The organism is Bacillus sp. JJ634 (genome assembly GCF_036962285.1).
GTDB classification, from domain to species: domain Bacteria; phylum Bacillota; class Bacilli; order Bacillales; family DSM-1321; genus Peribacillus; species Peribacillus asahii_A.
This window is the reverse complement of the sequence record NZ_JBALMU010000013.1, coordinates 57,376-70,001: the sequence shown is the minus strand read 5'-3', so window position 1 is coordinate 70,001 and position 12,626 is coordinate 57,376. Positions and strand designations below refer to the sequence as shown.

Sequence of the window (12,626 nt, the reverse complement as noted above, 5' to 3'; positions counted from 1 at the left end):
CTATTCAAATAAAGAAAAAACAGATATAATAAATGCATAGTAGTATAATAATTTTATAGGTCTATCTTCGGGGCGGGGTGTGATTCCCCACCGGCGGTGATGAAGGAGATTCCTTCTCAGCCCGCGAGCCTTGGTTAAGGCAGGATTTGGTGAGATTCCAAAGCCGACAGTATAGTCTGGATGGGAGAAGATGGAGGTTCTTGTAGACGTTCAAAAAATGATATATTGAGCGTGTGTTTGTCGAATCCTTTAATTTCTCCCTTTAATTTCATCGGAATTAAAGGGTTTTTTATTGGACACAAACCGTTTAACAGAACTTGTCCTCTTTTTCGGAGTAGATTAGAAAAAGAAGGAGAGAGAATGATGAAGGTACAAAAGTTAGTGACTTTAGCAATGCTTACGAGCGTCTCTTATGTTTTGATGCTCCTGAACTTTCCGTTTCCCGGGTTCCCAGTTTTTTTGAATGTGGATTTTAGTGATATTCCCGCTTTAATTGCTGCGATAATCTTTGGTCCTGGAGCAGGAATACTAGTAGAGTTTGTTAAAAACTTGTTAGATGCGATTATGACAGGAAGTTTAACAGCGATTCCAGTCGGACATATTGCGAACTTTACAGCAGGGATTTTATTTGTTTTACCAACCTACTATGTATATAAAAAAATTCGTTCTGTAAGAGGAATGACTTTTGGCTTATTTGCTGGAACGATTTCAATGGCTGTGTTGATGAGTGTTTTAAATTATTATATCTTCTTACCTGCCTATACATTTTTCTTAGGAGCAGAGGCGATGTCTGGTCCAGAGGCTCGAACATTTGTCACGACTGCTATTTTGCCATTTAACCTTATAAAAGGTATATTGATTACAGTTGTGTTTATGTTGATTTTTGCTAAAATGCAAACGTGGCTTAATAAACAAGCCTTATATAAAAATATATGAAGAAAAAAATCGAACGTTTACCGTTCGATTTTTTTTTGCCTAATTTGACTAAATAGTATGGGGTAAGGATATGCTAAAAGATGGATGGGAACGATAGTTTTGCATGAAGTGAATCTCCAATCGTTCGATTAGCAAAGTTAAAAAAGCCATTTCTGTGTAGGGAAATGGCCTGTTCGTTTATTCGAATTTTAGTGCATCGCCGTCAAATGCTTCGTCAGCCACTTTAATAGAATCTGTTGGGCAGCCTTCAAATGCATCCATCATATCATCTAGTAAAACATCTGGAACTTCAGCTGTTCCTTGGTTATCATCTAAAGTTACGAAAGCAATGCCTTCATCATCATAATCATAAATATCTGGGGCAGCTGCGCCGCATGCGCCACATGCGATGCATGTATCTTTATCGACGATTGTAAATTTTGCCATATATAAAACTCCTCCTAATTGGATAATAACATGAGTTATTTATTCACATAGTTTCACCTTATTCCTATTGTACGGCTGAATTCCGCATTTTTCAATAGGAAATCTAGCTAAAAAATTCCTCATAGTATACGAATAACCAACAAATGAAATATCATGTATTTTTTATTTGCTAAAAAAGAACAAAATTTGTCTTATTTTGAGGATTAGAAATACACTTTATCTCCATCTTTGTTACAATGAAAGCATCATTAGGGAAAACAAAGGGTGTGAGTGTACATTTGGCAAATTATTTGCAAGTTATCATCCTCCATACAATCAAAAAATTTCAAGGTGAGCGATCCATTTATGCTATTTATCATATGTTGCAAGGAAAAAAATCTTCACAAACTATTCAAGATGCTCATTTATTTCGTTTGACTAATGTTTTTGGAACAATTCCTCACTTTACTCGAAAACAGCTGGTTGATACCATCCAAAATCTTGTTGAACATGGTTGGATCACAGCTAAGGAAAACTCAGATGTTTTTATTATTACACAAAGTGGAGAGGAAGAGCTTGCTCAATGTGAACCAATCCCAACTCGATTAAATGGATGGAAGTATCAAAATGTGGCTCCTGTTTTTTGGGGCAGATTGAATTTGTTAATTCAAACGCTCTCCCATATTGTTCACAATGAAACCAAGTTTTATCCGATTCAACGCCATACTAAAATTCAACAATCCGTAAAACAATTTTTACAAAAGAATCGTCAAAATCGAGAGTTGATGGCTCAACATTTGTATGAAGAGTTAACCGATTTATTGGAGAGACAAAGTGATAGGCATCAAACAATCTTTGTTAGAAAATTAACAGGGATAAATCGGGTAGGACAGACTTTTGACCAAATTTCAAAAACGATGCAGCTTGAGGAGTGGTATGTGCGTTATGTATTTCTAGAATCCCTGCACTGGATGCTTTATGAAATAGAGAAAACATTTACCCAATATCGCCTTTTATCTTCTCTTATAGGGGATTTACAGCAGTCCCGTTTAACGCAGTCCACACAAACGACGCTACAGTTTATTCAAGCAGGTCGAACGCTAACTGAAATTGCGAACATTCGTCGTTTGAAGGTTAATACAATTGAAGACCATCTCGTTGAAATTGTATTATTGGATAAACAATTTCCGATTCATGAATATGTAACGAGTGCTGTGGAAGAGAAGATACTGCAGGTAATGAAGAAACTTCAAACAAAACAGCTAAAGGCTATTAGGCAATCGTTAGCAGATGAAGCTATTAGCTTTTTTCAAATTCGGCTTGTATTAGCGAAAGCGGGTGACGAATTGTGAATTCTTTGGAAGAAATGCTGGAACACTACTTTGGGTTTACTGAATTTCGGCCAGGGCAGAAGGAAGTGATTTCTTCCTTATTAGCAGGACAACATCTATTGGCCATGCTGCCAACGGGTACAGGTAAATCTTTATGCTATCAATTACCTACTTATGCCTTAAAGAAACCGACATTAATTGTCTCGCCGTTATTATCTTTAATGCAAGATCAAGCGGAACAGCTCAAAGTGAGAGGCGAGAAAAGGGTATTAACATTTAACTCTTTTTTAACCCTTCAGCAAAAGAAGGAGGCACTTAGTCAATTATCTTCGTTTCGATTTATTTTTATATCACCTGAAATGCTGGCGTTAGATTATGTAATCAGGGCGATTCAACAAATTGAAATCGGGTTATTTGTTATTGATGAGGCACATTGTATTTCGCAATGGGGCTATGATTTTAGACCGGATTATTTAAACTTAGGAGAAGCTCGACAAAAGCTGGGGGAACCGTTAACGCTCGCTTTGACAGCTACAGCAACAGAAGAAGTTCGAAAGGATATTATTGAAAAGCTTGGGATAAAGGATATGAAACAAATCGTTTCGACTGTTGATCGGCATAATATTGCACTGTTTGTAGAGAAGCTGTCTCGTTATGAGGAGAAGTTAGAACGGTTGGTACAGCTTGTTCAACAGTTTTCAGGCAGTGGCATTATTTATTTTTCTTCTAAGAAGGCAGCAGAGTCGGTAAGTGAATATTTGCACAATCAAGGAGTCAATCGAATTGCTTATTATCACGGAGGAATGGAACCAGATCAAAGAATGCTCATACAGCAACAATTTATTACGGGTCAATTGCAGATAATTTGTGCAACAAGTGCTTTTGGAATGGGAGTTAATAAACCAGATATACGGTTTGTCATCCATTTTCATTTGCCGGCGACAATGGAATCGTATATACAAGAAATTGGAAGGGCAGGTCGTGATGGAGAACAAAGTGCTGCTGTTTTGCTATATAGTGACGGAGATGAGGGACTGCCATTACATTTGATGGAGCAACAGCTTCCGACAGATGCACAAGTAGAAGGTATACATGCAGTGCTTTTGAAAAGTGGCGAGGGCATGATGGACATATTAAAGCCTATGCAGGAGCAACTGTGTCACCAATTTTCTTTAAATGAAGTTCAGTTTCGAATGATTGCTCAGTTTTTGGCAACAAAGCAGGATGTAGCGAAGCCGATTGAGTTGTTTAAACAGTATTGTTATACGCGAAAAAGCAGGCATGCGCAGAAGCTGGAGCAGTTATTGCAATGGGTTAGAGACTCAACTTGTCGACGCCTAGGGATTGTACAGTATTTCGAAGAGAATCAGGCTGTTGACAATCCGGTTTGCTGCGATTGCTGCGGCATGTCGATTGAGCAAGTCATGGAACGATGGCCTCATATTGTTGAACGACAACAAGCGGACTCTTTTTATTGGAAAAGGGAGTTAGCTTCTATTTTATCCATTAAAGGAACAAAGGAATGAAAAATAAACAAGCTGAACTTATTAACCAACTTTCTGATAAGGAATTACTTTATAATTTGCTTTTGACGCAAATTATTCTCTTAACGATTTCGTTTTTTTTAGGTATTATTTTATTTAGAGAGTATTCTGCTTTTTTCGACTTGTTTCATCTCGGTGATATTCGTATTATAACAATTGGTCTACCCATAGGAATTCTCGTCGTCCTGTATGATTTGTTTATGATGAAAGTCACACCAGCCCGCTTTCATGATGATGGAGGGATTAATGAAAGAATCTTTTCTAGTCTCTCCTCCCCAATGATTATTGTAGTCACATTTCTAATCGCCTTTTGTGAAGAAGTGCTGTTTCGCGGAGTTTTACAAACACATATTGGGTTAGTTTGGACAAGTATCATTTTTGCTGTTGTCCATTATCGATATTTATTTAATTGGTATCTATTTGTGAATGTTATGATGCTGAGCTTTGGTCTCGGTTGGTTATATGACGAGACTAGGAATTTGTGGGTAGTTATTATGGCTCATTTTGTTATTGATATGCTTCTTGGCTTAATTATTAAGAAAAAGAATAGAAAGGGGTGCCTTACATGAGTGCAGAAAGAAAACCAAAGGAACTAGATATACATACTGAACCTGCTCAGAGATTGACACCTCTTCCGACTCGAAAATCGGTACACCAGAAGAAAAAGAAAAGAAGTAAAATGAGAGTTAAAATCCCTGTTATTCAGCTGTTAGCCTTATTTTTCATTTTACTTCCAATTGGATTTCTTACTGCATACTATTATCTTCAAAATCCGGACCAAAAGACGGCTCAAAATGAACCGAAGGAACCAACAGGTGCTACAGAGGTTGTGGAACAGGCGGATGATGATGAACTGAAACAAAATATTCCGACGATGGCAACGGCTGAAACAAAAGAGGATCAAGAGGAGAAAACGCAAGAATCGAAAAAACAAGAGAACAAAAGTAATGATGAAGAAGAGAAACAGGCTTCGGTAAAAAAAGAGAATGACAAACAAGCGGGAACAGACACCGAAAAAGAAGAAAAATCAGAAAAAGAAGAAAAATCAACAACTGTAAAAGAGAAAGAGCAGGAAGCAAAAGAAAAGTCAACAGATGCTAAAGAAGAACAGCCGAAAAAAGAAGAATCGTATAAAGTTGTATATCATACAGTTCAACCGCAGGAAACGGTATTCAGTATTTCAATGACCTATTATAAATCGAAAGAAGGGATTCCGTTAATTCAAAAATGGAACAATTTAAACGGAAATAATATATGGGTTGGACAGAAATTAAAAATTCCACTAAAGAAATAAGCAGTAAACATTCTGAAAGTTATTTCAGGATGTTTTTTGCGTTGGTATCATAGGATGTCGTACTTGTACATATAATGGGGTGAGTGTTTTTTATGCCGTTCTGAATTCATTGAACAAGGAGGCGCTTACGGGTGGAACCAGCTATCATTATGTTAGATGAACATACAGATCAAGCGACGAAACAAATGCTGCAACATGTAGTTGAGCGAAAGAAGAAGTTTGAAGCGTTACAACAAAAACATCAAATGATTTTATGGGGTACAATTAGTGTCACTGTTGTTTTTATCCTATATTTATATGTCTATGTAATGGCGCCTTATTCTTATTCTTTTTTCGCCATGTTCTCAGCTTTTGTTAATCAGTCTAATCACGTTTTCTTTCTTCTGATTACAATGGGGTTGTTCGGATATTTAACGATGGTAAAAAATAAAATGGAGAAAGCAGAGAAGGAATATCAACTATTACGTTGTGAAATTATTAATAAAAGTAAAATGTTATGGGAAAAAGAATCTGAATGGAAAAATCGTCATAAGGTATTTGAAATGATGAAGAAAAATTATGATATTAATCTTTATCATGAGAATAAATAAGTCTGAACATTTCGCATTCTGCTTACAAATATGGTTAGATAGATACAGGCAGTTTTTGTAGAAGAAAGAAGGGTAAAACATGCAGTATATTGTGGTGTTTATCATCATTGTTTTGATTGTGCTTATAATTGCGCTAACAGTGCTTTCGTTTTATATGTACCGAACAGCTCAGTTAGAGCGGATTGTATATCAAGATTTATATTTCTCTAACTTGCCTAAACATTTTGGAGATGTACGGATTTTTTTTATTTCAGATGTACATAAACGAATTATTTCAGACCAAATTATTGCTAAGGTGCAACAGCAGGTGGATCTTGTGATTATTGGAGGAGACTTAACAGAGCGTACTGTACCTTTTGCTCATGTTGAACAAAACTTAGCAAAATTAAAAAATATAGGGGCCCCTCTTTATTTTGTATGGGGAAATAATGATTATGAAGTCGATGTTCATGAACTGGATGCGCGACTATTACAATACGGAGTTACGATTTTGGCGAATACGGCTGTACATTTGGAAGCAAAACAAGGAGAGAAAATGACATTGCTTGGCATTGAGGATATAACGGTGGAACGAGATCGTTTAGATATGGCGTTAGCAGATGCCCGCAATGTCAAAGACGCCTTTCGAATTTTAGTGAGCCATAATCCGAAAGTGAAAGTTCAGGTGCAGGAGGAACATAGGATTAGTCTTGTTCTTTCTGGTCATACGCATGGTGGGCAAGTTCGTTTCTTTGGATATGGACCTTATAAGCTAGGCGATACGGAAATGTTTAATAACTGTGTATATGTAACGAGCAATGGGTATGGGACAAGCACTATTCCGATGCGACTTACGGCAAAGCCTGAAACTCATTTGTTTACGTTAAAAAGGGGACATCATACGAGCATTGGTGAAAAGAAGGAAGTACAATTTTAGAGCGATGTTTTAACAATTCAGGCATGAATAATCGTTTTTGATAAGGTTTTGTTATAGAACACTGTTTATGCACCTTGATTATCGATCTTCATATGATGTATGAAGATGGTAACCAGGGGGCATTTTTTATGAAGTCGGAGAGGCTTACAAATAATAAAATTAAAATCTTTTTAACTCTCGATGATTTAATGGATCGGGGCATAACAAAAGAAGAGATTGTAGGAAATTCCCTTAAGGTGCATAAGCTTTTTCAAGCTATGGTAGAAGAAGCATGTGAAAGTTTAAATTTTATAATGAGCGGATCGATTGCTATTGAAATATTTTCACTGCCTGCACAAGGATTAATTATTATTGTAACAAAAGAGGAGGAAGAAGACTTTGCAGAGGAAGAAGACTTTGTCAATCTACAAGTGAAGTTTGATGAGTCTCCCCATATTTTATATGCTTTTGATGAGTTTGAAGACGTTATCCAGTTAAGTCATCAGCTGCTAAATCAAGGTGTATTCTTGAGTACGCTATATGTTTATAATGAACGTTATTATTTATTAATCGAAAATGTGTCAGAGGAAATCTATCATAAAGTGATTTCATTGGCTGCAGAGTACGGATATGCGTCTACATTGACACTATATCGAATGGGGGAATATGGAGCGTGTATTCTGGAAAAAGAAGCGATTGAAGTGCTCACTTCTTATTTTCACTTATAGAAAAAAGAGTTCCCTTGCATAAATTTGTGTAATCTAATTACTATATAGTATAAGATTACAATTTCATCACAAAGTAACGGCAAGTTAAGTCCGCGGCTTCAAAATCGAAAAAACAAACGAAGGATTAGTGAGCCGCGACTTGTAGAACGGGATGAACACTCAGTGCAGGAAATAAGGGGAAATCCTCACTGAGTGACGTTTTATTTTATCACTCTTTTAGTGATTGTAGAATAGAGTTACCCATCTGTGAGTCTTTTGCGGTTAGAAGGAATTTTAGTTGGAAAGTTTTCGTTATTTTTTTTAAATTACGAAACATTTTGATTCTGTTTTTTAACCTTTGCATAAATATATGGAAGGTGTATACTATCACATGAGTGCCGTATTATATGATGAAGTAGGAGGTACATAAATGGTGTCTACAAAAGGGAATGACCCTCAACATGATGAAGAAAAAAATGACGTGTTAAGATCAACTCAAACCATTATACATAAAGCGTTAGAAAAGCTCGGATATCCTGAAGAGGTGTATGAGTTATTAAAAGAACCATTGCGTTTATTAACGGTGAAAATACCTGTGCGTATGGATGATGGTTCTGTAAAAGTGTTTACAGGTTATCGTGCGCAACATAATGATGCTGTTGGACCAACAAAAGGTGGAATTCGTTTTCACCCAAACGTAACAGAGCGTGAAGTAAAAGCGCTGTCGATTTGGATGAGCTTGAAATGTGGCATTGTCGATCTTCCTTACGGAGGCGGGAAAGGCGGAATTGTGTGTGATCCACGCAATATGTCATTCCGTGAGTTAGAAAAATTGAGTCGAGGATATGTGCGGGCGATTAGCCAAATCGTTGGTCCTACAAAGGATATTCCAGCCCCAGATGTGTTTACAAATTCGCAAATTATGGCATGGATGATGGATGAATATAGTCGAATGGATGAGTTTAATTCTCCGGGCTTTATTACAGGAAAACCGCTTGTACTTGGTGGTTCTCACGGGCGTGAATCGGCAACAGCCAAAGGCGTGACCATTTGTATTAACGAGGCGGCTAAAAAATGTAATATCGATATCAAAGGGGCTCGTGTCGTTATTCAAGGTTTTGGAAACGCTGGCAGTTTTTTAGCTAAATTCATGCACGATGCGGGGGCAAAAGTAGTTGGAATTTCAGATGCTTACGGTGCTTTGTACGACCCGGAAGGTTTGGATATCGATTACTTATTAGATCGTAGAGATAGCTTTGGAACGGTAACAAAGCTGTTTAAAAATACAATTACAAATCAAGAACTGCTTGAATTGGATTGTGATATTTTAGTACCAGCAGCGATTGAAAATCAAATCACAGAAGAAAATGCAAACAATATTAAAGCCAAAATTGTTGTAGAGGCAGCAAATGGTCCGACAACGATTGAAGCTACACAAATTTTAACAAATCGTAACATCCTTCTTGTACCGGATGTACTAGCTTCCGCTGGTGGCGTAACCGTTTCTTATTTTGAGTGGGTTCAAAATAATCAAGGTTACTACTGGAGCGAAGAGGAAGTCGATGAAAAGCTGGAAAAAATTCTTGTGAAATCGTTCGATAATATTTATAATTTAGCACAATCTCGTCGCGTAGATATGCGTTTAGCTGCGTATATGATTGGTGTGAGAAAAATGGCAGAAGCATCTCGCTTCCGCGGCTGGATTTAACATTGAAAAGAAGAGAAAAAACTTCTATCATTAACTTGATAGAAGTTTTTTTATGCACTTAAAATATATGGCAAGTTAATGTATGGGACGTTTTAGTGTGAAGACGGTGTGGAATCACTTAGGATTCATATAATATTCATAGAACGAGTGTCATATGAGATAAGGTGGTTATATAGAGGCAATGTCAATATAGAGCCGGATTGTAAATGGATGTACATATGTTTTAGGTAGAATGGATGTAGTGCAGAGGAGCGAGTAAACGTGCAGAAAGAAGATGTAATCATTATTGGCGGAGGTCCTTGTGGCCTTGCTGCGGCTATTGCTTTAAAAGATGTGGGAAGAAGCGCTTTAATTATCGAAAAAGGAAATGTAGTAGAATCCATTTATCGTTATCCAACACATCAAACATTTTTCAGTTCGAGTGAGAAATTAGAAATTGGTGACGTGGCATTTATTACAGAAAATCGGAAGCCAGTACGAAATCAAGCATTATCTTATTATCGCGAAGTGGTGAAACGTAAACAACTTCGAGTAAATGCATTTGAACGAGTGCAACAAGTTCAAAAACTTGCAAACGGTACTTTTCATGTGGTGACTTCGAAAGCGGAATACGAAGCATCCTTCGTTGTTGTGGCAACTGGTTATTATGATAATCCAAATTATATGAATATTCCCGGCGAAGATCTTCCGAAAGTGTTTCATTACTTTAAAGAAGGTCATGAATACTTTGATTGTGATGTAGCGGTTATTGGAGGTAAAAATTCGAGCATTGATGCAGCGCTTGAACTTGTGAAAGCAGGGGCTCGAGTGACCGTGCTATACCGGGGAGCAGCCTATTCTCCAAGTATTAAACCTTGGATTTTACCAGAATTCGAAGCGTTAGTACGCCATGGTATGATTAAAATGGAGTTTCATGCTGAGCTGTTGGAAATACAGGAGGAACAAATTATTTATCGAGTGAAGGATGAAGTCAAAACGATGCGCAATGATTTTGTGTTTGCTATGACGGGATATCATCCTGATCATCATTTCTTACAAACAATGGGTGTTAAAATTGATCAAGAAACAGGACGCCCGCTCCATCACCCTGAGACGATGGAGACAAATGTAAGTGGTATTTATATTGCAGGTGTTATTGCAGCCGGAAATAATGCTAATGAAATTTTTATTGAAAATGGTCGCTTCCATGGGGCTTTGATTGCAGCGCATCTTATAAATCCGCATATGAATGATAGTAAGTGAGGACAACTATAATAATTCATGGTGTGGTATGATGATATTGGAGGATGTAAGAAATGAAACAAAAAATCTCTTTAATTACAACAGGCGGTACAATTGCTAGCAAAGAAACAAAGGATGGGATGCTTGCCTCTGGCGCTTTAAGCGGAGAGGAACTCGCTTCATTTTGTCAATTACCAGAAGAAATTGATGTGAAGATTGTAAACCTTTTGCAGATTCCAAGCATGTTTATGGACTTTACTACAATGGTACAGTTGAAACAAGCAATAGAAGAAGAATTAAAAGATCCAACTGTGACAGGTGTTGTTGTGACGCATGGCACGGATTCATTAGAAGAAACAGCGTATTTCTTAGATATTACACTTGCAGATGATCGGCCGATTATCGTAACAGGCTCACAGCGTCCCTTACAACACGTAAGTACAGACGTGCCTTCTAATTTAAGAAATTCCATTCTAGCAGCGGCTAATTGTTCATTACAAAACATCGGAGTTGCTGTTGTTTTTAATGAACGAATTTACTCGGCTAAGTATGTAAAGAAGGTGCATGCCTCTAATTTACAAGGATTTGCAACATTTGGATATGGATATTTAGGTATTATTGATAATGATACCGTTAGTGTATATCAAAAACCAGTACATCGAGACTATTTTGAAATAAAAGAAGCTATTCCGAGAGTGGACATTATAAAATGTTATACTGGAGCGGACGGAACCTTTATTGAAGCGGCAGTAGCCCAGGGGGCACAAGGGATTATATTAGAAGGTGCTGGAAGAGGACAAGTCACTCCTAGCATGGTAGAAGCTATTCAAAAGGCTCTAAATCAAGGTGTTATTGTTGTTATAACAACAAGTGCAGAAGAGGGTCAAGTGTATCCTGCTTATGATTATGAAGGAAGCGCCTATGATTTACAGCAAAGAGGTGTCATTCTCGGGGCGGATTATGGTAGCAAGAAAGCCAGAATTAAACTTGCTGTTGCGTTATCTAGTGGTATTAAATTAAAGGATAAGGAGCTATTTTAAGGGTTACTTTGAAAATAAACGAATAGTATACAAATAATGTTTATATTTCAGGTTGCCTGTAATATAGCCAAACCAAAAAGAAGAGAGGTCAGTAAATGCTGATCATATTGTCAGCTGCCATTGCCCCTGGCTTGGCTCTGCTCAGTTATTTTTATTTAAAAGATCAGTATGATACGGAGCCTATTTCAGTTGTATTAAAGACGTTTTTATATGGTGTCTTTCTGGTATTTCCAATTATGTTTTTACAATATGTGTTGGAAACAGAAGGTGTTTTTAAGACAGATTTTGGTACAGCTTTTTTCTGGGCATCCCTTTTAGAAGAGTTTTTTAAATGGTTTATTTTAATGTTCGTAATCTATCAACATGTTGCTTTCGATGAACCATATGATGGTATTGTTTATGGAGCAGCTGTTTCATTAGGGTTTGCGACGATGGAAAATATTTTGTATCTATTAACCAATGGTGTGGAGCATGCTTTCGTAAGGGCGATGCTGCCTGTATCGAGTCATGCTCTGTTCGGTGTGATTATGGGGTATTATTTAGGAAAAGCCAAATTTGCAGTCGTAAAAAATCGCTATTATGTATTGGCTGCTTTAGTTGTGCCGTTTCTTCTTCACGGTGTATATGATTATATTTTGATTACCCAGAAAATGTGGGTGTACTGGATGATGCCGTTTATGATTTACTTATGGTGGTTTGGTTTGAAGAAGGTGAAACGAGCACGAATTTTATCAGATTTTCATGCAACTAAAATGGCTTCTAGATATTAATAGAAAATAAAGTGAAATTTCCAGCAGTGAGGGGCTTACTGCCCGTTAAGTTTGGGATGAATTTCGGAGTGTTGGCATTATTTGCCCGCTCCGTTTTTTATTGACTTGGAATAAAAATGTCGCCACAGCAGAAAATAGGGTTACGTTAATTTATGAAAAGAGGAGTGTTTTTGATGAAAGGAATT

13 protein-coding genes and 1 riboswitch are annotated in these 12,626 nt (G+C 37.1%); of the genes, 12 read left to right on the top strand and 1 reads right to left on the bottom strand.

Annotated features, from left to right (window positions below):
* Positions 1–59 precede the first annotated feature (59 nt).
* Positions 60–196: riboswitch (FMN riboswitch) on the top strand.
* Positions 197–363: 167 nt separating this feature from the next.
* Positions 364–936, top strand: a complete 573-nt coding sequence (locus V7068_RS02350; protein ID WP_499710819.1) for an ECF transporter S component — start codon at positions 364–366, stop codon at positions 934–936.
* 177 nt (positions 937–1,113) lie between these two features.
* Here V7068_RS02350 and V7068_RS02345 read toward each other — a convergent pair whose 3' ends face one another.
* Positions 1,114–1,362: a ferredoxin gene (locus tag V7068_RS02345; protein WP_119115376.1), complete on the bottom strand. Its 249-nt coding sequence runs from the start codon at positions 1,360–1,362 to the stop codon at positions 1,114–1,116.
* A gap of 278 nt (positions 1,363–1,640) precedes the next feature.
* Here V7068_RS02345 and V7068_RS02340 point away from each other — a divergent pair, with 278 nt between their 5' ends.
* The 11 genes from V7068_RS02340 to prsW all read left to right on the top strand — a co-directional run bounded on the left by V7068_RS02340 (position 1,641) and on the right by prsW (position 12,441).
* Positions 1,641–2,693, top strand: coding sequence for a YpbB family protein (locus V7068_RS02340; protein ID WP_499710818.1), 1,053 nt, complete (start codon positions 1,641–1,643; stop codon positions 2,691–2,693).
* Positions 2,690–4,198, top strand: a complete 1,509-nt coding sequence (locus V7068_RS02335) for a RecQ family ATP-dependent DNA helicase (RefSeq protein ID WP_499710816.1) — start codon at positions 2,690–2,692, stop codon at positions 4,196–4,198. Before V7068_RS02340 ends, V7068_RS02335 begins: the two co-directional genes overlap by 4 nt.
* A complete protein-coding gene (locus tag V7068_RS02330) occupies positions 4,195–4,785 on the top strand; it encodes a CPBP family intramembrane glutamic endopeptidase (protein WP_499710815.1) in 591 nt (196 codons plus the stop codon). The genes V7068_RS02335 and V7068_RS02330 overlap by 4 nt, the downstream gene beginning before the upstream one ends.
* Positions 4,782–5,510, top strand: coding sequence for a LysM peptidoglycan-binding domain-containing protein (locus tag V7068_RS02325; RefSeq protein ID WP_499710813.1), 729 nt, complete (start codon positions 4,782–4,784; stop codon positions 5,508–5,510). The genes V7068_RS02330 and V7068_RS02325 overlap by 4 nt, the downstream gene beginning before the upstream one ends.
* A gap of 131 nt (positions 5,511–5,641) precedes the next feature.
* A complete protein-coding gene (locus tag V7068_RS02320) occupies positions 5,642–6,100 on the top strand; it encodes a YpbF family protein (RefSeq protein ID WP_252290510.1) in 459 nt (152 codons plus the stop codon).
* Between the two features lie 79 nt (positions 6,101–6,179).
* Positions 6,180–7,016, top strand: coding sequence for a metallophosphoesterase (locus tag V7068_RS02315; RefSeq protein ID WP_499710811.1), 837 nt, complete (start codon positions 6,180–6,182; stop codon positions 7,014–7,016).
* A gap of 128 nt (positions 7,017–7,144) precedes the next feature.
* The gene (locus V7068_RS02310; RefSeq protein WP_499710810.1) at positions 7,145–7,723 is read left to right on the top strand and encodes an adaptor protein MecA; all 579 of its coding nucleotides are present in this window, start codon (positions 7,145–7,147) and stop codon (positions 7,721–7,723) included.
* Between the two features lie 409 nt (positions 7,724–8,132).
* Positions 8,133–9,410, top strand: coding sequence for a Glu/Leu/Phe/Val family dehydrogenase (locus V7068_RS02305; protein WP_252290504.1), 1,278 nt, complete (start codon positions 8,133–8,135; stop codon positions 9,408–9,410).
* Positions 9,411–9,671: 261 nt separating this feature from the next.
* Positions 9,672–10,652, top strand: a complete 981-nt coding sequence (locus tag V7068_RS02300; protein ID WP_499710808.1) for a YpdA family putative bacillithiol disulfide reductase — start codon at positions 9,672–9,674, stop codon at positions 10,650–10,652.
* A 53-nt stretch (positions 10,653–10,705) separates the two neighbouring features.
* Positions 10,706–11,671 carry an asparaginase gene (locus tag V7068_RS02295; protein ID WP_499710807.1) on the top strand — a complete coding sequence of 322 codons (966 nt, stop codon included), beginning with the start codon at positions 10,706–10,708 and terminating at the stop codon, positions 11,669–11,671.
* Positions 11,672–11,766: 95 nt separating this feature from the next.
* Positions 11,767–12,441 carry a glutamic-type intramembrane protease PrsW gene (gene prsW, locus V7068_RS02290; protein WP_499710805.1) on the top strand — a complete coding sequence of 225 codons (675 nt, stop codon included), beginning with the start codon at positions 11,767–11,769 and terminating at the stop codon, positions 12,439–12,441.
* The last annotated feature ends 185 nt before the right edge of the window (positions 12,442–12,626 follow it).

Coding starts and splice junctions, on each gene's coding strand:
- V7068_RS02350 (WP_499710819.1), top strand. CDS start 364: ATGAAGGTACAAAAGTTAGTGACTTTAGCAATGCTTACGAGCGTCTCT.
- V7068_RS02325 (WP_499710813.1), top strand. CDS start 4,782: ATGAGTGCAGAAAGAAAACCAAAGGAACTAGATATACATACTGAACCT.
- V7068_RS02310 (WP_499710810.1), top strand. CDS start 7,145: ATGAAGTCGGAGAGGCTTACAAATAATAAAATTAAAATCTTTTTAACT.
- V7068_RS02330 (WP_499710815.1), top strand. CDS start 4,195: ATGAAAAATAAACAAGCTGAACTTATTAACCAACTTTCTGATAAGGAA.
- prsW (WP_499710805.1), top strand. CDS start 11,767: ATGCTGATCATATTGTCAGCTGCCATTGCCCCTGGCTTGGCTCTGCTC.
- V7068_RS02345 (WP_119115376.1), bottom strand. CDS start 1,362: ATGGCAAAATTTACAATCGTCGATAAAGATACATGCATCGCATGTGGC.
- V7068_RS02295 (WP_499710807.1), top strand. CDS start 10,706: ATGAAACAAAAAATCTCTTTAATTACAACAGGCGGTACAATTGCTAGC.
- V7068_RS02315 (WP_499710811.1), top strand. CDS start 6,180: ATGCAGTATATTGTGGTGTTTATCATCATTGTTTTGATTGTGCTTATA.
- V7068_RS02305 (WP_252290504.1), top strand. CDS start 8,133: ATGGTGTCTACAAAAGGGAATGACCCTCAACATGATGAAGAAAAAAAT.